The organism is Segetibacter aerophilus, assembly GCF_007991655.1.
GTDB classification, from domain to species: Bacteria; Bacteroidota; Bacteroidia; order Chitinophagales; family Chitinophagaceae; genus Segetibacter; species Segetibacter aerophilus.
In genome coordinates this window covers 360,821-381,471 of sequence record NZ_BJYT01000002.1, presented here as the reverse complement: position 1 = coordinate 381,471, position 20,651 = coordinate 360,821, and the positions used below count along the sequence as shown (strand labels likewise).

The following is a 20,651-nucleotide window of genomic DNA, read 5'->3' as shown; positions in this document are numbered from 1 at the left end:
AGAAAAGGTACGCTATTCATTCGCGTCCATTGCAGCTAATACCATTCTGATATCTCCGTATCCAATCTCTTCAGGCAGACTTTCTTTTAAAACCTTCAAACTATTTCTTCCAAACTTTTCTGCTGATTTTTGTATCGCTATCCGCTTACTCCTTTCCACCAGATCATCTATTTGAAGCTCTTGTTTCGAAATATAAAAGCTTAAATGAGTTTCAATAGTCATGGCAGACAAGTTTCTTTCCTCTGCAATTTCAGCAATCGTTTTACCTTCTTTAAACATCTCAAATGTCACGCGTTTGGTATCAGACGCCCGTTCAGTACTCGACGTTGATTGTTTCCGCTCGCGCTTCGGCTGTTTTAAATTGATACGACTCTGCAACTTATACGCAATACAATAATCTTGTACCATCTCTAAAAATGCCCGTCCGTATTTTTCTGCCTTAAAAGCTCCAAACCCTGAAATCTTTAAAAGATCGCTTGAAGTGATGGGAAGATATGTTGCCAGGTCAAGCAAAGTGCTGTCGCTAAAGATGATATAAGACGGCACATTCTCCTCCCGGGCTATTTTGTTACGCAATAGTTTCAGGTTTTCGAAAAGCTCTTTTTCGTAAGAATGCTGCTGGTATATTTCCGGTTCGTGGGCAATTTCAATGCTGACCGGTGCTGACAAGTACACCTTTTCTTTTTGAAAGAGTACGGCCCTACCCTTTTCCGTTAATTGTAAAACCGGGTATTGCCCGTCGGATTGCACCAGGTACTCATAGTCAATCAACTCCTTTGTATAATGCAACCACTCCTCTTTTGAGACATCTTTACCAATGCCGTAAACGCTCAACGCCTTATGATCGGCACGCATCTTCTCGTTGTTACTTCCCCTTAAAACATCCACTACGTACCGCATTCCAAAACTTTCTTTCAACCGTACAACTGCGCTCAGAATTTTCTGGGCAATAATGGTAGTATCCTTTAAAACAGGTTTATTCAAACAGACATCACAACTGCCGCAATAGTCAGGCGCTTCATCACCAAAATAATTGAGTAAATATTTTCTTCTGCACGTTTTTGTTTCGCAGAACTTACTCATCTTATCAAGCTTTTGAAGCATAATTTTCGTTTGCGCCTCATTTCCTTCAACCTCGGCAAAACGTTTCAACTTTATCACATCGCCTGCTCCATAAAATAAAACCGCTTCGCTATGTAGCCCATCTCTCCCAGCCCGCCCCGTTTCCTGGTAATAGCCTTCTATGTTTTTTGGCAGGTCAACATGCACCACAAACCTCACATTGCTTTTATTAATCCCCATACCAAAAGCTATGGTCGCAACGATAATGTTGATCTCATCTTTCAAAAACTTTTCCTGTCTGTCGTCCTTTACACTTTTATCGAGGCCAGCATGATAAGCGGCTGCATTAAAGCCATCGGCTTTTAAATCTTCGGCAAGTTTTTCAGTAGACGTCCTGCTTAAACAATAGATAATTCCACTGTCTTTGCTATGTTGTTTGAGATAGCTAATCAGCGCTTCATAATAATTTTTTTTAGGCTTTACGTAATACCAGATGTTCGGGCGATTGAAACTGTTTTCAAAAACCCTTACAGCATCAAAATGTAGTTTATCAATGATATCTTTTTGAGTAAGCGCGTCCGCAGTCGCTGTAAGGGCTATGATCGGAATAGAAGGAAACCTCTGCTTAAGCTGTCCCAACACGAGGTATTCTGGTCTGAAGTCATGGCCCCATTGAGAGATGCAATGCGCCTCATCAATAGCAAAAAGGGAAACGTTTATTTGCTGCAGAAAATTGATAAACTGGGTTTCCTTTCCCATCAAGCGTTCCGGAGCCAGGTATAGCAGTTTAAGCTGGTTCAACTTTAACTGCTGAAAGATAGCTGCTTGCTCATTAGTGCTTTGCGAGCTATTTAAAAACGCCGCCTTTATCCCATTTACAACCAGTGCGTCTACCTGGTCTTTCATCAGGGCAATCAAAGGGCTCACGACAACGGTTACTCCTTCTAAACACAACGCTGGCACCTGGTAACACAAACTTTTCCCTCCGCCTGTAGGCATTAGCACCACAGCATCGTTTCCTGCAAGCACGTGCTCAACTATTTCCTGTTGATTGTGTCTAAAGGAATCGTAGCCAAAAATATTTTGTAAAACAGCCCGTGGATTAGCTAAAGACATAATAAAAACAATTCATACAATTTTAAATTTAAGCCCATATAACGGTCTATAAGAATGTTTTCTTTGTCCCGGCATAGGTAGTTCTATTTTTCATCGTTGCGTCGCACTCTTGTCGGGTATCGGCAAAGTGAACGCTGCATTGACAACCACCTTATTACTTGAACATTTTAGGCCCAAACAACTCCTATTTACAGGAATAGCCGGTGCAATGAACCCAACACTACACCCGGGAGATATTGTTGTTGGACAGCTGGTTGCCCATCATGACTATGGCGGGAGAATGCCGGAAGGCATGCTGCGAGTGCCTACGAAAAACCCTTACGTCTTTACCGACAATCCCATTTTCTTTCCGGCAGATTCAGGACTGGTTGCAATAAGCAAGGTGGCTGCCAAAGACATACAACTACAATCGATAGGAGAATACAAACCGCAGATCATCACAGGAACAATCATTACAGGAGATGTTTTTTTAGCTGACACAAAATTGAACCAACAGCTACAAAAAGAGTACAATTCTGATGCTGTTGAAATGGAAGGCGCAGCAGTTGCCCAGATTTGTTACCAGGAGAAAGTGCCGTTTATCATTATCAGGTCGCTTTCTGATTCCGCTGACGACACTGCGGTGCTGGATTTCAAAAAGTATGGGAAGACAGCGGCTGAAAATTCGGCAATGCTAATATTGGAGATGTTGAAGCTATTGAGGAAATAAGGGTGCTTTTTCCAAATTGAAAAACCAATAGATGAACGTACTGCGACGCAACAATGACGATCCGGAAATACACCGCCTGGAACAAAGGCAACAAAATACTTTACATAACCATCAAGCTACATCCCCTGATGTCGCTGTTGTCTCTTCGGCCCAATACCTCAAAACTACCGTCTTCGGATAGTCGCCCTACATCATCAGTCGCAATAAAACTGCAGCTGTAAATATTAGCGAGGTCAATCACATTAATCAATCCACGTCCCTTATCCGTTATCAGTAGCGGGTCATCTTCGTCTCTTACCAGGACCTTCATCCATGAAACGGTATTAAAAATACCGCCGCCCAAAGAATACCCTTGCGATAAAAGCTCCGTCATCCCATACTCAGAGTGGACGGCAGGAACCTTTAATTGTTGCTGTAAAAGGCCATGAACTTCTTCTCTTACCATTTCCCTTCGCCGCCCTTTCATACCACCAGTTTCCATGATCGTGGTGTGCTTGAGTTCCATCGGAAACTGTTCTGCTAAATCAAGCAGGGCGAAGGTGACACCAATGAGCAACGTCTTTTGCTGACGGGTTTCAAGATCTTGCAAAACCTTCGACAACTTATAGAATTCATTCAAATAAAAACCACTTTCTGTAAGCCCGGAAAGTTCTATCAGCTCCTTCACCATCATTATTAAAGATGACCCATCTCTTTCAAGGTAAGAGGGAAGCAAGCCAATAATACACCAGTCCTTTGGGTCTCCATAAAACGTGCGGAAACCTTCTGTAAAACTTTCCGTATATATATTAAGATCTTTCACAAAATGCCTGCTGTTGACGGTCCCGGTCGTACCACTGCTTTCGAATATAATTTGGGGGGCAAAGTTTCCGGTAATTACTTTATCTGTTTTGAAAAAAGAAACCGGTAAAAAAGGGATTTGGGAAAGTTCGGTCACGTTTTCAACTTCAACTTGTAAGGCGTCTACCCATTTTTTGTAGACGAGATTTTGCTGATATTGAAATCGAAATTGGGCGAGTGCACGTGCTTTAAAAGTGTCGGGAGACACTGACAAAATATTGTTAACAATCTCTTTCACTACTGCTTATGCATCAATCGTTTTAGCTAAATTTGGAATGTAAAAGAAAATCATGAGTACAAAGATATTGGTTACAATTTTTGCGTTGGGCATTTTGGCGGGATGCGGGAAAGATAAATATGCGACCAAACCACAATTAACATATAAAAAAGTCAACACTAAGTTTTTAAACAGCAATGAAACTTTGACATTCACTCTTGGCGTAACTGATGCCGAAGGAGATCTGCAGGATAGTTTGTGGGTACAGGAAATTGTGAAAGGATGTCCATCAGGAGGCTTTATTTCTAAATATAGAATGCCCGACTTCACAGGAACGAAAAATTTGCAGGGCGACATTCAAGTATGTTATTCTTACGGTCTGAACCTTGACTGTCCTCCCATAACTCACTCGAGCTGTGTGAACAGGAATGACACAGCAACATTCAAATTTTGGATACAGGATAAAGCAAAGAATAAAAGCGATACAGTTGTAAGCGAACAAGTTGTGATCTCTAAATAAAGGCTATTGATTAGCAAATTTATAAACGCTTTTTTTTATGGTAATATATACTTGGGCGTTTGTGCCGTAGCTCTTTGTATTGAAACCAATTTGCTCAATCATCTCTCTTTAAATATTTTCCCGTTTTATTTTCTGATCTTTTTGTGTACGATCATTTATTATACGATGATCTATGCACGAAGTGTAAGATCTAAAACCTTCAACGAGCGCAGCCGTTGGTACCTCAATCATCTTTCTACCATAAAAACTGCGCTTATAGTTGCTATTGTTTTAACTGTTTCTTCCCTTATTTTCCTTTTAAGCGTAAATGTTCATAGGCTACTTTCATTATCGCCGAGCCAGTTTTTATTAATCTCGGCTTTTCCCATAGCTGCTGCATGGTACACGTTTACCCCAAAGGCCTTAAGACTTACCAAGATCAGGCAGGTTGGATGGATGAAACCTTTTGTTGTAGGGTTAACCTGGGCCGGATGGGTAACCATTTATCCTTTAATTATCTGGCAGGTGCAGAGAAATGAAAGTTTGCATGCGCCATTAGTTCCGCTCGCATTGTTGTGCCTGCAGAATTTCCTCTTTTTTTCTATCAATGCTATCATTTTTGATATCAAGGATTATCGGACAGATTCTTATTATCACCTAAAAACTTATCCTGTAATCTTTGGCGTTAAAAAGACCATTCGCTTTATTGTCTTACCCCTAGTACTCATAAACCTTGTCGTATTTTTTCTTTTTCAAAGGCAGCAGAACTTCTCCTTTTTGCAAACCTCTATTCAGCTTATCCCCTATATCTTACTCGTTTTAATTATCCTTCGGTATCGGCAGGGGCGAAAAGTTTTATATTATCTTGCGGCGGTTGACGGCCTGGTATTTTTGAAAGCTTTCTGCGGAATAACAAGCATCCTATTAATAAAAAAGTAATAATGTCGAAATCAAAAAAAGAAAAGAAGAGCCAGGAAACAATATTGACTGAAGCATCTCATTCCTTCCTGCGTAACTATTTGAATAATCCTTCGCCTGTAGGATTTGAATCGGGTGGTCAAAGAATTTGGCTGGATTATTTGCAACCCTACATTGACGAACAATTAGTTGACCCTTATGGAACCGCAGTTGGTATCATAAATCCTAATCAGCCTTTTAAAGTCGTGATCGAGGCGCACGCCGACGAAATAAGTTGGTTTGTAAACTATATCACCGATGCTGGCCTTATTTATTTAAAAAGAAATGGTGGTGTCGACCACCAGATCGCTCCAAGCAAGCGGGTAATCATCCACGGCAAAAACGGACCTATAAAGGCTGTATTTGGGTGGCCCGCTATTCACACCCGTCTTTCTAATCCTGAACAAAAAGAACCTCAACCAAAAGTTGAAAGCCTTTGGCTTGACTGCGGTGCAAGAAATAAAAAAGAAGTCGAAGATCTTGGAATTCATATCGGCGCCGTTGTAACGTACGATGAAGGTTTTGAAGAGCTTTCTTACGATCACTACATCTGCCGTGCAATGGATAATAGGGTGGGTGGTTTTATGATTGCCGAAGTAGCGCGTTTACTGAAAGAAAACAACGTCCAACTTCCCTATTCGCTTTACGTCGTAAATGCTGTGCAGGAAGAAATAGGTCTTCGCGGTGCTGAGATGATTGCACGTCGTATAAAACCAAACGTAGCCATCATAACAGACGTTACCCACGATACAACGACGCCAATGATCAATAAGATGATAGAAGGCGATTGCGCTTGTGGGAAGGGACCTTCACTTGCTTATGGACCAGCAGTGCACAATAAACTTTTGACCCTCGTGCAGGAAGTTGCACAAAAATCTGAAATACCGGTGCAGTTAAGAGCCATTAGCCGCAGCACCGGAACTGATACAGATAGCTTTGCTTATGCAAACGACGGCTGTCCATCGGTGCTAATATCAATTCCTTTGCGGTATATGCACACAACCGTCGAGATGCTGCATAGAAGCGATATAGAAAACACTATTAAACTTATGTATCAAACGCTGTTGACGCTAACCCCTGAAACCAACCTGAATTATTTATAGGCACTGAACATAATTTTTGTAACTATGCGGGGAGTAACATCTCCGCATTTTTTATGTTCTTGAGGGAATTGCAAACACATAACCGATTACTGTCTGCACTGGTCATCATTTTTATATGCGGGCAACTGTTTGTAATTCTTATATGGGGCATTGTCAGCACGCCTTTTTATAACTACGGGATGTACAGCGAGAAAATTGCTATACAGAAGAACTACAACGTTTTTGAAGTTGAGCTAAATGGGAAAAGACTCGAGGGGAGAAATTTTTCGGCCACTGAGTGGGATAAGATTATGGTGCCGTTACAGTTTTACGCAGGCATAAAAAGCAGCAATGCACTATATAAATCACAAATACAACGGTTGCTAAATAAGATGCAGATCAACTCAACCGAAGCGCACTTTATTCAATCTTGCAACTACGAACAATTTGAAAACTGGTATAAGAATTACCTCGAGGCCGTGACGAATCAGAAGACAGAATCTCTCGCTGTAACTTATCGTAATTATGAACTTCGTTCAAATAAGCTGGAGGCTACGCCTTCCTTCATTCCGCTGTCCCAGCTATGCCGTTAACCGAACAACATAGGAAGCAAATCATCTATGCCTACTGCATACTATTTTACCTATTGATGTTTTACAAAATTTGGAATGGCCTCCTTCTCTTCCAGGTCAAACCGTTTTTATTTAATAATAGGTTCGACTTGTTTACATGGATAATCATGGAAACGGGCTTACATCAATCACTGCTAGACAATCCCTCCGGCTGGATTGTTTTTGATGTTCTATTCTATTCGATGCCACTCTTGTACTTGCTGGCTTTCAAAAAAAATGTAAGAGTTGCTAGTGCTGTAGCAGTTGTGATGATGATAGTAAATTTCATTTACATCCAATGCTACACCTTGTATCCCACGAGCAGCATTGAAGGCTTCATAGCATGGTTGCTTTTCCCATTTTTACTAATGTGCACAGAGCTAAGAAGCTTTTATTTTATTCTGCATGCCCTCCGCTATTTCTTCCTGTTCTTTTTTGCTTCTGCTGCTGCCTGGAAGTTTGTTCAGGGAGGCATTTTTAGTATCGAACAAATGAGTGGCATTTTGTTGTTTCAGCATAAAGAGTATCTGGCATCCTCACCCCATTCGTGGTATGCATCATTCATTTATTGGCTAATTAGCCACACTTACATTAGCTACTCGTTATACTTGGCAGCCACCATTCTCGAACTGTCTTTTGCTATTGGTTTTTTTACAAAAAAGTATGACTGTTTTCTAATTATCGCATCTATCATTTTTCTTTTGACCGATGTCTTTTTTATGAGAATACCTTATTGGGAGGTCACTCCTTTTTTACTCACGCTCCTTTTCTCAAAATACCATCTACCACAGCCAACAAAGAGCTTAGCAGTTAGTTGATGTTGAATGATAATTCGTAGCAAAACATACAAAAAGCAAAATAGAATTCCTGCAGACGAATGGAGCGTCGCAACGATGATGCTATGAAAACTAATGTTGGTTAGAAAAAGCCCTTCTGCTTACCTCGCACCCCCAGGGCAATGTTCTTTTAGATAAGTAGTAAATAAGTTTGATAAATGTCGCCTTGTGCCCTCGCCTTCCGAAATACTATGGGTACGGTTTGGATAACTCATCATCTGAAAATTCTTTCCCTGTTTTACCAGTTCGTTTATCAAAATCTCGGTTCCCTGGTAATGCACATTATCGTCACCTGTACCGTGAATGACAAGCAGGTTTCCACGAAGATTTTTTGCATGCGAAACAGGCGACCCGTTGACGTAGTCCTCCATGTTTTCCTGCGGCAGACCCATATAGCGTTCCTGGTAAATATTGTCGTACAATAACTGGTTTGCGACAGGCGCAATCGAGATTCCAGTTTTGTATATTTCAGGATATTGAAACAAAAGGTTTAAAGTAGTGGAGCCACCACCGCTCCATCCCCAAACTGCGATGCGGCTGGTATCGACAAAGTTCCAGTTGCTTATTTTCCTGGCCGCCATCGCCTGGTCACGAATATTCACCATACCTATTTTTCGATAAATTGCTTTGCGCCAAGCCGCGCCTTTAGGAGCAGGCGTACCACGACCATCAAGACCAATTTGTATGTAACCATCAGCAGCCATGTCGCCTGAATACAAAAAGGTTCCCGCACTTCCTCTCGCATCTCTTACCGTCATCGAAGCCGGCTCAGAATATACCTGGAACAGAACGGGATATTTTTTCGTACTATCGAAATTCTTCGGTTTTATCATCCATCCGTCCATGGTAACATTGTCCTCGGTAGTTACCTGGAACATTTCAGGGACACTTGATCCAGCGCTTCGTGCCTCGGATTTTCCGTTGGTAACAAAACTAGAATGATTGGGAAGGCTTACCCAATCTGCCACCCATTCTCCTGAAAGGTTAGAAAAATAATGACTAGCATATGTAGCAGCTGGTGAGATGTTATAAGCATGAGTTCCTTTTTCAGAACCGGGGGATAATAGTTCGGCATCACCCTCGCCACTTAAAGAGACTTTATACAAATATTGCTGTGTAGCGTTATTGGGTGAAGCCATGATGTAAACAGTGCCATTCTTCTCGTCAATTGCCTCTAGGCTAATCATGTCATAATTGCCCTTGGTGATTTTTGTCTCCTTACCATCGCGTCCCATTCTATAGATGTGCCTCCAGCCGTCTTTTTCAGAAATCCATAAAAACTCTTTTCCCCCATTGATCCATTCCCAGCCGGTTGGGTCTTCGCTCCACCTGCTTTTGACATCTATCCAGGCCTTATCCTGCTCGGTATAGATAGCGTTTGAAGCACCGGTTGCTATATTACAGAGAAAAATTTTCGCCTCGTTTTGCTTCCTGTTTAATTGCTCCAGAATGACTTGCGAGTTATTCGCTGCCCACTCCATTCGGGGAATATAATGTTGTACAGGATCGCCGGGCAGAGTCATCCAGGTAGTTTTTGCAGTAGCCACGTTTACAACACCGATTCTTGCCGGCGAAGGATTTTGACCAACTTTTGGATACTCAACAGGTTTTGTAAAAGAGTATAAAGAATCGGTATTATCAATCAGCAAAAAGTTCTTGATTTTAGTTGCATCAATTTGCCAGTAAGCAATGTTCTTACTATCGGGGCTCCAGCGAAATCCGTCCCTGCAATCAAATTCCTCTTCGTATGCCCAATCAAAAGTTCCGTTGATTAACCTTAGCGTTCCGTCTTTGGTTAATTGCGTTATTTTATTCGTCCCGAGATCTTCTACATAAATATTGTGTTCACTTACATAGGCTGCCTTAGTACCGTCTGGAGATATTTTCGCAAACATCAATGAAGATGTGGGACGGCCTTTACCTAATTGCACAAGCCCCTTATTGTTCATATCCAGAACCCAATAATCTCCCCTCGTATCTCTACGCCAGACTTTTTTCGTATTCGTAAAAATCAAGACTTTTTTGCCATCGTCGCTAAAAGAAAAGCTCCGGACATTCAACCCTTTGCTTTGACCTTTTGGGACAAGGCTCGCTGCTTCAACAATGGTTTTTTTAGTGAAAGAAGGAAGCTGAATTTCTGCAATTGAACTGGCTTCAATGTTATAAAAGCTGTTGCCATTTTTTGACCATTGAATGTCTTGTCGCGATTGACAAAAAACTGAAACAGATACATAAAAAGCAATGATAGTAAGAGAGACAATTTTCATTCTTGATGACTTTTTTTAAACTGATAAAGCTGGCACTTTTAAACAACAATTATAGTATTAATAATATAACGAGCTGCTAAAACTATAAAATGGTTTTTGCGAAATCTTGCCATTATTTGTTTAAACCTATGGAAGGTGGAACTGCGTAAGAAAAACCTGTTTGAAAGTTTAATCCTTGTTCTTTCCAATTCTTTTGAAGATTATTGCGCCATGGACGTAATTATTGTTGGAGCAGGGGCTGCAGGATTGATGGCTGCGAAACAGCTGTCAAGTGCAGGTTTACAAGTATGTGTGTTAGAAGCAAGAGAACGTTTAGGTGGGCGTATTTACGAGTATAACGGTAAAGAAGGAGGTGCTGAATTTATTCACGGAAACCTGGAAGTGACGCTGGATTTATTAAAAGAAGCGGGAATAGAAAAGCAGGAATTAACAGGGGAAATGTGGCAAGTAACAAAGGGTAGGTGGAGCCGGGAAACAGAATTTTTTCAACATGCAGAAACAGTGATTAAAAGGTTAAAAGAGATTGAAGAAGATATCAGCATTGAAACATTTTTGGGCAAATTTTTTAAAAGCGAAAAATACCAGGATTTAAGATATTCTCTTACCTCGTACGTAGAAGGATATTATTCTGGAGAGATTTCAAAAACCAGCGCAAGGTCTTTTTTAGAGGAACTGACAAGCGAAGATGAGCAGCAATACAGGTCGATAGGAGGATATGGAAATTTGATAAAATGGTTGGCAGAGGCAAGCCGTAAAGCAGGAACAATTCTTAAGCTGTCTACCATAGTTAAAGAAATCAGGTGGCAAAAAGGTGAGGTAGAAATTGTTGACGAATTGGGAGAAACTTATACTGCGGGTAATGCACTCGTCACGGTGCCGCTAGGCGTTTGGACAGCTGACAAAGACGCAAAAGGTGCTATTAATTACATACCAAAACTTTCAGCAAAAACAGAGGCTGCTTTGCAAATGGGCTTTGGATCGGTGATCAAGATTTTGCTCAAGTTTGAGAAAGGATTTTTTAAAGAAGCCCTTCTAAAAAAACAGGCTGATACCGATCTTTCAAATTTGCATATGGCTTTTTCTGACCAATCAATTCCTACATGGTGGACGCAGCATCCGAACGATACGCCACTATTAACAGGATGGCTGTCTGGACCGAAAGCAGATCAAATGAAAGATGAAACCGATGAAGAAATTTTATCAAAAAGTCTTTATTCCTTGCAAGAAATTTTTCAAGTCGATATCCACGAGTTAAAGAACAATTTAGAATGGTCGAAAGTTTTCAATTGGACTATTGACCCATTCACAAAAGGTTCCTACTCCTACTCTACTTTACACACTGCAACAGCCAGAAAAATTTTGTTAGAGCCGGTTGAAGACACGCTATTTTTTGCCGGAGAAGCTTTGTATGACGGACCGGAAATGGGTACAGTAGAAGCTGCGCTTAAAAGTGGAAAAGATGTGGCCGCGCAATTATTGTCAAGAAAAGCAACGAGCTAATAACGCTTCTGATTTTACGTCCCTGGTACCTTTTGACTCTTACAAGCAACACTTACAAAAGTTATAACATACTAAATTTGATAAGTAATTACTTTTGCCGGTGTTGCTGTTTACCAAATTTTGATATTAATAAAAATTATGGCGCTGCCTTAAATACTGTATGTCTACTAACCCTTTCAGTTCTTTTTGGATGGCTGGTTACGAATGCACAGACAAGCTAAATGCTTTCGGTGACCGGGTTGATTTTTTAAACGAAACAGGTCATCTTCAGATGATCGATGATGACTACCAGTCGCTAGCACCCTTTAATATTCGAACCGTTCGTGAAGGTATTCGGTGGAGCCAGGTAGAAAAACGCCCTTACCAGTATGACTGGAGCACTGTAAAATTTATGCTCGAGCGCGGAAAAGCAAACGGAATACAACAGGTTTGGGATATTTGTCATTTCGGCTTTCCCGATGACCTTACTCCCCTGCATCCAATGTTCGCAAGACGATTTGCTGCTCTTTGCAAGGCGTTTGTAAAAATGTACCGTGACTTTGATCCTCACGGCACCCTGATCGTTACACCTATAAATGAAGTAAGTTTTCTGTCGTGGTTGGGCGGAGACAGGTGTGGAACTTCTCCCTACTGTGTCAATTACGGCTGGCAGGTTAAGTATGCTCTGATGCGAGCTTATGTAGAAGGTACAGCTGCTTTGAAAGAAGCAGATCCCTCAATAAAAATACTCACCACAGAACCGCTGATCAATGCGGTTCCCGAACTAAATGCGCGACCTGAACGTATCGAAGAGGCTCGTGTGTGGCATAATTACCAATACCAGGCGGTTGACATGTTGTGCGGCTACGTGAGCCCCGAACTGGGCGGACAACCACACTTCCTCGATATTGTTGGCGTGAACTATTACTACCAGAACCAATGGGAAATTGATATCTGGCAGCCGCTGCAATGGAAGAATGAAAATGGTGATCCGCGTTTTGTTCCGCTTAGAAATTTGTTCATGGAAATATATGAACGCTACCAGAAGCCAATAGCGCTGACAGAAACCAGTCATCCAAAAGAAGACCGCCCCGATTGGATAAATATGATCGCCGAAGAAACGGCCGCAGTGATAGAGGAGGGAGTTCCTTTTTATGGTATCTGTCTTTATCCTATTATTGACAGGCCAGATTGGGATCATCTAACGCCCTGGCACAATGCGGGTTTGTGGGATGCTGAGTTAAGAGAAAACAAACCGCCGGCAAGAGTTTTATATGAACCTTATGCCGAGGCCCTCCTGCAGTGCCAGGATTTAATTGAGGAAGTGCAGGCAGAAGTGAACATAAAGGTTGCTTAGAGTGGCATAAGTTTTTTACTCGTTGTGCTAAATTAGATTATGAGTACCAACGACAATGAAGCAGCGCAAAATGATGCTACCAATAACAGGAGTGCAAATAAGTCCATGAAGAGTATGTTGGCAGATGACATTCATGATTCGCCACAGGATGAAGAAAAGATGAAGTCTGAAACTGTCATTATTGATCTTCCCGATGTTAGTGATATTCCAGGCCAGGAAAATATTGTAGTTCCAAATATTGGCGAAATGCAGGACACCACTATTTCATCAGACGATGAAGAAGGACTTGGTCTTTTCGGCGATGATGAGGGTGATGAAGATACAGACCTGGTGATGGGAACCGAAGCGGACGTTTCGGAAACAGAACAAACAATGTTGAAAAGGGCTGATGAAGATATGCCCGACGAAGACGATCCATTGTTGCGGCAGGCGGAATTAGATAACACAGATGACGAGGGAGACGTATTGAATGAAGGAAGTCTTGCAACAGACGTTGGAGGTGGAGATTTAGACACTGCAACAAACGAGGAAGACCTCGACAACGATGCTTTAGGACAAGGTGACGAAGAAAACGCGAGTTACAGCCTTGGTAGCGACAGTAATGATGATGTTACCGAAGGCACGCCTTAAAATCTCAAACGGTCTAGCAGATTTCCCGTAATGATTATTGCAAATGAAGAGATCAACAAACGCCGCTCGTTTTTGAAAAATACTACCATTGGCTCTGTAGGTGCTGCCCTGGCACCTACATTTTTATTAGAGGCAAAGGCGGAAGAAGCAGTTGTCCCCTGGCTGCAAAAAGCATGAATTATTGTACTGGAGTCGGGTGTCCTAATAGGAAAAGCCTTTGGAACGCTTCAATAAAGGTTGGAAAGCCAACTTGAAAGTTACGTTTGGTAAGATTAAAGCTTAAAAGACAGTGTGTTGGCGCTTGAGGTAAGGGAGTGGACCCATCCATGTATTTCATTCTGCTCATTTCTCGTTATTGCAAAATCTAGGTCAGAAATGTCAATACTATGAACAGTCCGGAGAGAGGTACTTTTAGAATAGGAACAAGTGGAATAGTGGTGCCTGGAACAAAAGAATCTTTTCCTCCTGAGTTTCAACAAAGCAGTCGCCTGAGCTACTACAGTTCATTGTTCAATACGCTGGAGATCAACAGCACCTTTCATAAACTTCCCATGACGTCTACTTTTGAAAGATGGGCTGCAGAAGTGTCCCAAAACTTCCAACTAACCATCAAGCTCTGGAAGGAAATTACCCATATAAAAAAACTAAAAGTAGACCTCGAAAACATACCCCTGTTTTTAAAAGCAGCGGAGCGTATTGGAGATAAAAAAGGGTGTTTACTTATCCAATTTCCCGGCAGTATTACTTTGGAGTTTTACAATGAAGTGGAGCAAATTTTATTAAAGGTCCAGGAAGTTGATAGTGATAATGTATGGAGAAAAGCTGTTGAACTCAGAAGCGAAACATGGTATGTCGGTGAAGGCTATGAATTGCTAAAAAGCATTGATGCATCACTCGTTTTGCATGACATGCCCAAGTCAAAAGTTTTGCAACCCCTCGTGTCAGATAAATTTATTTACTTCCGCTTTCACGGTCCAACGGGTAATTACAGAGGGAGTTATAGTGTTGAATTCTTGCAGGAACAAGCAGAGAAAATGCGGGCATGTCTTGAACAGGGCAAAGATGTGTACGCATACCTTAATAATACTATGGGGACCGCATTTGATGATGCTATGAGTTTAAAAGCGATGGTAGAAAAATGACGGCTCACGCAGCCGTTTACTATTATAAAGACACCAAGGTCTTATACTTCAAATGGCATGATAATTTAACCAACACTAAAAATCATTCATTTATCATTAATAGTAGGAGGCTTTATGTTAACTATAGAAGGAATTACTTTACCAGTATTATCACCAGAAACAGAGGATGTAGCTATTGCGGAAAATGATCTGCTACCAACCGAGGCCCAGGTAACGGGCACAGGAAAACTAGTAATTACAAACACTGGCGGCTCCAGTGCTTCGGAAGGTGGTATGGGTAGTGGCAGTGAAGATGACAGGGAAAAAGGTAGTCTGACTCAGCCTGGAGAAAAGGGTGGATCAGCAAGCACAGATGACGACGACGACACTACTTTTGATCCGATAAAAAAGGGTGCAAAAGAAGCAGAGAAAGCAAAGGACAAAGAATAGAAGACTGGAGTTAAAAAGTCAGCTAAGGCATACTTCACAAACCGCCCATGAAAGAAATACGGTACAAGTGTGCGACGCAACAATGTTTGGAAGAAATATATCGCCTGGACAACAAAAAATAATGAGGTAAAACAAGAAGCCGACTAAAACGTCGGCTTCTTGTTTACTATTTAAAAGCCCCTTTGATTGCCGCCAACTTTTGGCAATTCTTTCCTGGGAAGTTTCTCATCACGCATGGCAGCATTGTACACGAACGCAGCTACAATTGCAGCGGAATTTTTTAGATCATTCTCAATAAGGTGATCGTAAGTATCCATATTGCTATGGTGAGTACGGGTGTTGTATTCAATAGGGTCTTGAATAAATTGAAAACCGGGTAAACCAACCGCATCAAAAGACAGGTGATCCGTACCGCCCGTATTGTTTACAGTGATGGTGCTGGCTCCAGAGTCTTTAAAAGGTTGAAGCCATGATGCAAAAATGTTTTTTACATTCTCGTTGCCCTGTAAATACACGCCCCTGATTTTACCTGTACCATTATCAACATTAAAGTAGCTTGAAAACTTTGTGTGTGCAGGAAGGAGCTGCATAGTTGCCGGATCGCCAAAAGTCTTTTTTACATAACCTCTGGAGCCAAACAACCCTTCTTCTTCACCGCTCCATAGCGCAATACGAATGGTACGCTTAGGTTTAACTCCTGTAGCCTGTATCAGTCTTACCGCTTCCATCATAATAGCGCAACCTGATGCATTGTCTGTTGCACCGGTTCCGCCATGCCAGCTGTCGAGGTGGCCGCCCAACATTACTACCTCGTCTTTCAGATTTTTATCAGATCCTTTTATCTCTGCAATAACGTTGTAACCTTTGGTATCATTTGTTGTAAACTTTGTTTTTACATCAACTTCCATTTTTACAGGTGTGCCTGATTTTGCAAGACGAAGCATGCTCATATAATCTTCATAAGCCATAGCAAGGTCAAGGAAATTTTCAGGATCTGATGCTTTAAAGCCGCCGCCGCCCTGCACGAAAACGGTTCCGTCGTGACTGCGACTATTCGTACTAAGGATCGCTACGGCTCCTTCCGCTTTGGCGATAGTTTTAATGATATTAGGCAATGTTGCCTGTATTCGCAATTGTGCAAATTGCTCCCTTCGCGCCCTCATTGCTGCAGAGTCGGGAGGACCTGGTCTGCCTGGTTTTGCTTCTGCCATTTTTTGTAATGCATCGGCATCATACCGTGTAGCGTCTGCAGAAAAGCTCTGTTTATAATCCTCGCTTCTATCCATTATAATAATCTTTCCGGCGAGCTTGCCTCTATACACATCCAATGAAGCAGAGTCTTTGGCAGACACAACAATTACTTCTGCATTTTGCAAACCATTTGTGCCACTACACCATGCTTTAGGTAAAGCAATCACAGACTTATAATAAGGAGCGCTCATAGCAACATAAGATCGTTGCAGTTCCCAACCCTTTCCAAACTCTCCCCACGGATCAAGAGTGGCATCCGTTAATCCCCAGCTTTTCAATTGCTGGATAGCATAATTAGCAGCCTTTGTAAAACCGGGAGACACTGTAAGGCGTGGTCCATTAACGTCGGTAAGGTGAAAGGCAATGTCCATTACTTTTGACCTTTGCGCCTCCTCTTGTCTTATTTTCTGTATGGCATTTAAATCAATTTTTTCATCCTGTGCTGACAGGAAAAGGGGCGCTGACAGTGCTAATACAAAGCAAAGCGGGGTAAATCTTTTCATAAGTTTTTATTATTGTTTCAGAGATGTACATGTGTACCGGTACAATTTATGAAATTTAGGTGCTACTTATTATAGTTATAGGTAAGCATTGAGTTTATATAGTTGTGATTGTAAAACGTGCCATTGAATTGATGCTAAAAAGATTAATACTATATTGTTTTTTAAAACCATTACAACTGTATGCACAAAGGACGTCTTGAAGCATTTAGCGACGGAGTAATTGCAATCATTATCACCATTATGGTGCTGGAGATGAAAGTACCTCATAGTGCTGACCTCGCCGCCCTCAAACCAATGGTCCCGATATTTATCAGTTATGTTCTCAGCTTTGTTTATGTAGGTATTTATTGGAACAATCACCATCACATGATGTCTGCTGTAAAGTCGGTGAACGGGAAAATTCTTTGGATGAACCTACACTTACTGTTCTGGCTGTCGCTGATACCTTTCGTAACAAGTTGGATGGGTGAAAATCACTTTGCCCAGTGGCCGGTAACCCTATATGGATTTGTCTTACTCATGAATGCAATATCTTATTCAATACTTTCAAGTACCTTAATTCGCATACATGGCAAAGACTCTCCTCTAGGTGAAGCTGTTGGAGATGGTAAAAAGGGAAAGATTTCTGTAGCTATTTACTTAAGCGCTATACTTCTCACGTTTGTACATCCCCTTATCGGTTTCGCCCTATACTCTGTAGTCGCCATCATCTGGTTTATTCCTGATAAAAGAATTGAGAAAAAGTTAGAACACGAGGTTTTTCATGAACCCCGAAATTAACCGCATGAAAAAGGCACCGATGACAGGCGCCCTTTTAAACTTTTTACTAGTGTTTTACCGAATCAACAAATTTATCAACAGCCTTATTCGCCCGGTTTTTTATCACCCTTTTTAAGCAAAGGAAGATTGCTCTTGTCCAGCTTTTCCATTCCTAATACAGGCATGTCAGAAGCAAAACTTTTACCCGGAACAAGGCATGGCATGTTATCAGGTTGCATTGCATAAATCTCATCCCCTTTTCCATTTTCACCAATATACACACCGGTTATAGGAATTTGGTAAACACCGTTTTTAATTTGTTGAGGCATAACCGATTTATAGTTAGGAACAGGATTTATCTTACTTAGCGTATCACGTAAAAGCATCCTTAGTTTGGCTTCTTCCCAAGGCTTCCTTTTCAAGAAATTACCAGACTGTGCGTTTACAGCGGCTGAAGATCCCGTGAGGATGATGAGTAAGGCAAGAAGTTTCATAAACTAATTTTTACATAATAAATATACTAACTAAAGAACAATTTTCAAGGGAAAGTGCTGCTTCGGTAATTGAAAATATAGGAACGTTGCAGCTACTTATCTTTGACCCACAATTGATACATATGCAAATATTAGGAAGCCTGAAGGAAGCAGACAAGGCTTTGTTTTACCTGATAAATAAAAGACTATCGTTAGGCGCGCTTAATGACATAATGCTGTTATTACGTAATCAATACACGTGGATACCTCTATATTTATTCTTCCTCCTCTTCTTTTATTTTAACTGTCGAAAATACCTTTTGCCCATAATTGCGTTGTCCCTCGTAACTTTTGCCATTACCGATTTTACAAGTGCCAGCCTTATCAAGCCTTTTGTTCAAAGGCTCCGCCCCTGCCAGGATCCTACTCTAGTATTTAGCATCAACAATCTTGCTGGCTGTGGTGGCATATTTGGGATGCCCTCTTCGCATGCTGCTAATCATTTCGGCCTGGCAACTTTCTGGTTTATGGTGATAGAAGATACAGTCAATCAAAAGTGGTTCTGGCTGTGGGTGTGGGCCTTTATCATCTGCTACGCCCAGGTTTATGTAGGCGTACATTTTCCGGGCGATGTAATTGTCGGAGCGCTACTAGGTACAGCAACAGGCTTCCTTTCGTCATACGTCTTTCGTAAAAGGATGGCACAGATAGACTCAATTAAAGCTGATGTTCAAAATTCCGGTGTTTGACTATGAAAGCTTTTGAGAAATATTTCCCTTATTTTTTATTTGCCGGAATTCTAATCAATGCCAATGGTTTATTGATTGACATATTGGAACCTGACGGAGCTCTATACGCTACCATTTCCAAGCACATAGCGCTAACAGGTGATTGGATGAACCTGTTTGGAGATGGTCACGATTGGCTTGACAAGCCCCATTTTCCGTTTTGGATTAGCGCCCTTAGTTTTAAAATATTTGGCATTACTGCGTTTGCTTATAAACTACCTGCATTTATCTTTTGGCTGGGTGGCATTTGGTTTACTTATCAACTAGCCTCGAAGTTATATAACTCGTATACAGCCAAGATCACAGTCATCATTTATGTCTTTTCACTGCATGGTTTGCTCAACAATTTTGATGTTCGGGCAGAGCCTTATTTAACCACGCTCATCATCGCGTCGATCTATTATATTTATAAAGCGGACCTGACACACAAGTGGCTGCACATCATTTTAGCGGCCTTTACCGCCGCATGTGCAATCATGACGAAGGGCATTTTCGTATTGATCACAATTGGTGCAGGTTTCATTGTTTATTGGATCATTATTAAAAAATGGAAAGAATTTATTAACTATCGTTGGTGGGTGATGATCGTATTAATCCTGTTATTTATCACCCCCGAATTATACAGCCTTTACAACCAATTTGATCTTCACCCCGAAAAGATTGTGTTTGGAAGAACAAACGTTTCCGGCCTGCATTTCTTTTTTTGGGATAGCCAGTTCGGCCGTTTTTTTAATACAGGCCCCATCAAAGGTCACGGCGATCCTTCTTTTTTTCTACATACTACACTTTGGGCTTTTTTGCCTTGGTCAATCGTTCTATACATAGCTGTTTATAGCCTCGTGAAGAGACGGAATGAGGATAAGAATGCAGCTTTAAGGTGGATCGTTTACGGTAGCGGACTGGTTACTTTTCTTCTTTTTTCCCTGTCTCGTTTTCAGCTGCCACATTATATCGTTATCCTGTTTCCTCACTTCTCCATTATCACCGCTGCTTACCTGGTATCTATTATTAAAGACATTACTTTTTGGCGATTAACTGTCTTGCAAACAACGCTACTAGTAATTGCTACCATAGCTGTAACCCTGCTTGCCTGGTACTCAAAAATGGGCAATCCAATAGTAGTTTCCTTTATCTCTGGAGCAGTCCTACTGTCAATCGTTTTACTTTTTACAAGGCCTGATCTTAATAAACTAATTGCTGTAAGTAGTGCAATTACAGTTGTTCTTTTCCTGTTCCTGTTTAACTTTTTTTATCCCCGCCTTTTGCAATACCAGGCAGGTATGATGGCCGGAAAATATTTGACCAACAATAAGATCAACGCAAGAGCGGCAACCTTAAATGCCTGGTCATACTCCTTCGAATTCTATTCGCCAGGATTTGTACAGTATGTTGATAGCGTGAAGGACGTGAATAATTTTATCGGGAAAGATAGTGCCGCCGCTTTTTATACTTCAACAAATACGTTACCGCTTCTTGCAGAAAAAGGCTACCAGTTTAATGTGCTGAAAGAGTTCGGATACTTCCACATCAGCATGTTGACGGGCCGTTTTCTAAACCCTAAAAAGAGAGACCAGGAACTGGAGAAAATGGCTTTAATATTAGTGAGAAAGAAACGAAATTTGTAGTCGATAGTGGTACAGGCAT

20 protein-coding genes are annotated in these 20,651 nt (G+C 41.3%); 15 read left to right on the top strand and 5 right to left on the bottom strand.

The window, feature by feature from the left end:
- Positions 1 to 12: 12 nt before the first annotated feature.
- Positions 13 to 2,178: a DNA helicase RecQ gene (gene recQ, locus SAE01_RS05085; RefSeq protein WP_147202571.1), complete on the bottom strand. Its 2,166-nt coding sequence runs from the start codon at positions 2,176 to 2,178 to the stop codon at positions 13 to 15.
- A gap of 73 nt (positions 2,179 to 2,251) precedes the next feature.
- Between recQ and SAE01_RS05080 the strand changes: the two genes are divergently transcribed.
- Positions 2,252 to 2,887 carry a 5'-methylthioadenosine/adenosylhomocysteine nucleosidase gene (locus tag SAE01_RS05080; RefSeq protein ID WP_147202570.1) on the top strand — a complete coding sequence of 212 codons (636 nt, stop codon included), beginning with the start codon at positions 2,252 to 2,254 and terminating at the stop codon, positions 2,885 to 2,887.
- A gap of 100 nt (positions 2,888 to 2,987) precedes the next feature.
- On the opposite strand, the gene SAE01_RS05075 is transcribed toward SAE01_RS05080, so the two are convergent.
- Positions 2,988 to 3,965, bottom strand: a complete 978-nt coding sequence (locus tag SAE01_RS05075; RefSeq protein WP_147202569.1) for a LuxE/PaaK family acyltransferase — start codon at positions 3,963 to 3,965, stop codon at positions 2,988 to 2,990.
- A gap of 52 nt (positions 3,966 to 4,017) precedes the next feature.
- On the opposite strand from SAE01_RS05075, the gene SAE01_RS05070 reads away from it, so the two are divergent.
- The 5 genes from SAE01_RS05070 (at position 4,018) to SAE01_RS05050 (ending at position 7,911) form a co-directional block, all read left to right on the top strand.
- Positions 4,018 to 4,464, top strand: a complete 447-nt coding sequence (locus SAE01_RS05070; protein WP_147202568.1) for a hypothetical protein — start codon at positions 4,018 to 4,020, stop codon at positions 4,462 to 4,464.
- A gap of 165 nt (positions 4,465 to 4,629) precedes the next feature.
- Complete coding sequence (locus tag SAE01_RS05065; protein ID WP_147202567.1) at positions 4,630 to 5,382, top strand: UbiA family prenyltransferase; 753 nt, start codon at positions 4,630 to 4,632, stop codon at positions 5,380 to 5,382.
- Between the two features lie 2 nt (positions 5,383 to 5,384).
- Complete coding sequence (locus SAE01_RS05060) at positions 5,385 to 6,503, top strand: M42 family metallopeptidase (protein WP_147202566.1); 1,119 nt, start codon at positions 5,385 to 5,387, stop codon at positions 6,501 to 6,503.
- Positions 6,504 to 6,556: 53 nt separating this feature from the next.
- Positions 6,557 to 7,075 carry a hypothetical protein gene (locus SAE01_RS05055; protein ID WP_147202565.1) on the top strand — a complete coding sequence of 173 codons (519 nt, stop codon included), beginning with the start codon at positions 6,557 to 6,559 and terminating at the stop codon, positions 7,073 to 7,075.
- Between the two features lie 146 nt (positions 7,076 to 7,221).
- A complete protein-coding gene (locus tag SAE01_RS05050) occupies positions 7,222 to 7,911 on the top strand; it encodes a hypothetical protein (protein WP_147202564.1) in 690 nt (229 codons plus the stop codon).
- 119 nt (positions 7,912 to 8,030) lie between these two features.
- Here SAE01_RS05050 and SAE01_RS05045 read toward each other — a convergent pair whose 3' ends face one another.
- A complete protein-coding gene (locus SAE01_RS05045; protein ID WP_147202563.1) occupies positions 8,031 to 10,196 on the bottom strand; it encodes a S9 family peptidase in 2,166 nt (721 codons plus the stop codon).
- A 135-nt stretch (positions 10,197 to 10,331) separates the two neighbouring features.
- Here SAE01_RS05045 and SAE01_RS05040 point away from each other — a divergent pair, with 135 nt between their 5' ends.
- The 6 genes from SAE01_RS05040 to SAE01_RS05015 all read left to right on the top strand — a co-directional run bounded on the left by SAE01_RS05040 (position 10,332) and on the right by SAE01_RS05015 (position 15,233).
- Entirely contained in the window at positions 10,332 to 11,696 is a 1,365-nt protein-coding gene (locus tag SAE01_RS05040) for a flavin monoamine oxidase family protein (RefSeq protein WP_147202562.1), read from the top strand.
- Positions 11,697 to 11,856: 160 nt separating this feature from the next.
- Positions 11,857 to 13,032: a glycoside hydrolase family 1 protein gene (locus tag SAE01_RS05035; RefSeq protein WP_147202561.1), complete on the top strand. Its 1,176-nt coding sequence runs from the start codon at positions 11,857 to 11,859 to the stop codon at positions 13,030 to 13,032.
- Between the two features lie 39 nt (positions 13,033 to 13,071).
- Positions 13,072 to 13,662: a hypothetical protein gene (locus SAE01_RS05030; protein WP_147202560.1), complete on the top strand. Its 591-nt coding sequence runs from the start codon at positions 13,072 to 13,074 to the stop codon at positions 13,660 to 13,662.
- Between the two features lie 30 nt (positions 13,663 to 13,692).
- Positions 13,693 to 13,839, top strand: a complete 147-nt coding sequence (locus SAE01_RS05025; RefSeq protein WP_147202559.1) for a twin-arginine translocation signal domain-containing protein — start codon at positions 13,693 to 13,695, stop codon at positions 13,837 to 13,839.
- A gap of 209 nt (positions 13,840 to 14,048) precedes the next feature.
- The gene (locus SAE01_RS05020) at positions 14,049 to 14,804 is read left to right on the top strand and encodes a DUF72 domain-containing protein (protein ID WP_147202558.1); all 756 of its coding nucleotides are present in this window, start codon (positions 14,049 to 14,051) and stop codon (positions 14,802 to 14,804) included.
- A 114-nt stretch (positions 14,805 to 14,918) separates the two neighbouring features.
- Positions 14,919 to 15,233 (top strand): hypothetical protein, encoded by a 315-nt coding sequence (locus tag SAE01_RS05015; RefSeq protein WP_147202557.1) that lies wholly within the window; start codon positions 14,919 to 14,921, stop codon positions 15,231 to 15,233.
- A 170-nt stretch (positions 15,234 to 15,403) separates the two neighbouring features.
- Here SAE01_RS05015 and SAE01_RS05010 read toward each other — a convergent pair whose 3' ends face one another.
- On the bottom strand, positions 15,404 to 16,987 hold the full coding sequence (locus tag SAE01_RS05010; protein WP_147202556.1) for a M28 family metallopeptidase: 1,584 nt from the start codon (positions 16,985 to 16,987) through the stop codon (positions 15,404 to 15,406).
- A 180-nt stretch (positions 16,988 to 17,167) separates the two neighbouring features.
- Here SAE01_RS05010 and SAE01_RS05005 point away from each other — a divergent pair, with 180 nt between their 5' ends.
- The gene (locus SAE01_RS05005) at positions 17,168 to 17,767 is read left to right on the top strand and encodes a TMEM175 family protein (RefSeq protein WP_147202555.1); all 600 of its coding nucleotides are present in this window, start codon (positions 17,168 to 17,170) and stop codon (positions 17,765 to 17,767) included.
- An 83-nt stretch (positions 17,768 to 17,850) separates the two neighbouring features.
- Here SAE01_RS05005 and SAE01_RS05000 read toward each other — a convergent pair whose 3' ends face one another.
- The gene (locus tag SAE01_RS05000) at positions 17,851 to 18,240 is read right to left on the bottom strand and encodes a hypothetical protein (protein WP_147202554.1); all 390 of its coding nucleotides are present in this window, start codon (positions 18,238 to 18,240) and stop codon (positions 17,851 to 17,853) included.
- A 122-nt stretch (positions 18,241 to 18,362) separates the two neighbouring features.
- On the opposite strand from SAE01_RS05000, the gene SAE01_RS04995 reads away from it, so the two are divergent.
- Positions 18,363 to 18,968 carry a phosphatase PAP2 family protein gene (locus SAE01_RS04995; protein WP_147202553.1) on the top strand — a complete coding sequence of 202 codons (606 nt, stop codon included), beginning with the start codon at positions 18,363 to 18,365 and terminating at the stop codon, positions 18,966 to 18,968.
- Between the two features lie 2 nt (positions 18,969 to 18,970).
- A complete protein-coding gene (locus tag SAE01_RS04990; RefSeq protein WP_147202552.1) occupies positions 18,971 to 20,632 on the top strand; it encodes an ArnT family glycosyltransferase in 1,662 nt (553 codons plus the stop codon).
- Positions 20,633 to 20,651 lie beyond the last annotated feature (19 nt).

Coding starts and splice junctions, on each gene's coding strand:
- SAE01_RS05055 (WP_147202565.1), top strand. CDS start 6,557: ATGTTCTTGAGGGAATTGCAAACACATAACCGATTACTGTCTGCACTG.
- SAE01_RS05060 (WP_147202566.1), top strand. CDS start 5,385: ATGTCGAAATCAAAAAAAGAAAAGAAGAGCCAGGAAACAATATTGACT.
- SAE01_RS05035 (WP_147202561.1), top strand. CDS start 11,857: ATGTCTACTAACCCTTTCAGTTCTTTTTGGATGGCTGGTTACGAATGC.
- SAE01_RS05020 (WP_147202558.1), top strand. CDS start 14,049: ATGAACAGTCCGGAGAGAGGTACTTTTAGAATAGGAACAAGTGGAATA.
- SAE01_RS05045 (WP_147202563.1), bottom strand. CDS start 10,196: ATGAAAATTGTCTCTCTTACTATCATTGCTTTTTATGTATCTGTTTCA.
- SAE01_RS05050 (WP_147202564.1), top strand. CDS start 7,222: ATGGAAACGGGCTTACATCAATCACTGCTAGACAATCCCTCCGGCTGG.
- SAE01_RS05005 (WP_147202555.1), top strand. CDS start 17,168: ATGCACAAAGGACGTCTTGAAGCATTTAGCGACGGAGTAATTGCAATC.
- SAE01_RS04995 (WP_147202553.1), top strand. CDS start 18,363: ATGCAAATATTAGGAAGCCTGAAGGAAGCAGACAAGGCTTTGTTTTAC.
- SAE01_RS05065 (WP_147202567.1), top strand. CDS start 4,630: ATGATCTATGCACGAAGTGTAAGATCTAAAACCTTCAACGAGCGCAGC.
- recQ (WP_147202571.1), bottom strand. CDS start 2,178: ATGTCTTTAGCTAATCCACGGGCTGTTTTACAAAATATTTTTGGCTAC.
- SAE01_RS05015 (WP_147202557.1), top strand. CDS start 14,919: ATGTTAACTATAGAAGGAATTACTTTACCAGTATTATCACCAGAAACA.
- SAE01_RS05025 (WP_147202559.1), top strand. CDS start 13,693: ATGATTATTGCAAATGAAGAGATCAACAAACGCCGCTCGTTTTTGAAA.
- SAE01_RS05030 (WP_147202560.1), top strand. CDS start 13,072: ATGAGTACCAACGACAATGAAGCAGCGCAAAATGATGCTACCAATAAC.
- SAE01_RS05000 (WP_147202554.1), bottom strand. CDS start 18,240: ATGAAACTTCTTGCCTTACTCATCATCCTCACGGGATCTTCAGCCGCT.
- SAE01_RS05010 (WP_147202556.1), bottom strand. CDS start 16,987: ATGAAAAGATTTACCCCGCTTTGCTTTGTATTAGCACTGTCAGCGCCC.
- SAE01_RS05070 (WP_147202568.1), top strand. CDS start 4,018: ATGAGTACAAAGATATTGGTTACAATTTTTGCGTTGGGCATTTTGGCG.
- SAE01_RS04990 (WP_147202552.1), top strand. CDS start 18,971: ATGAAAGCTTTTGAGAAATATTTCCCTTATTTTTTATTTGCCGGAATT.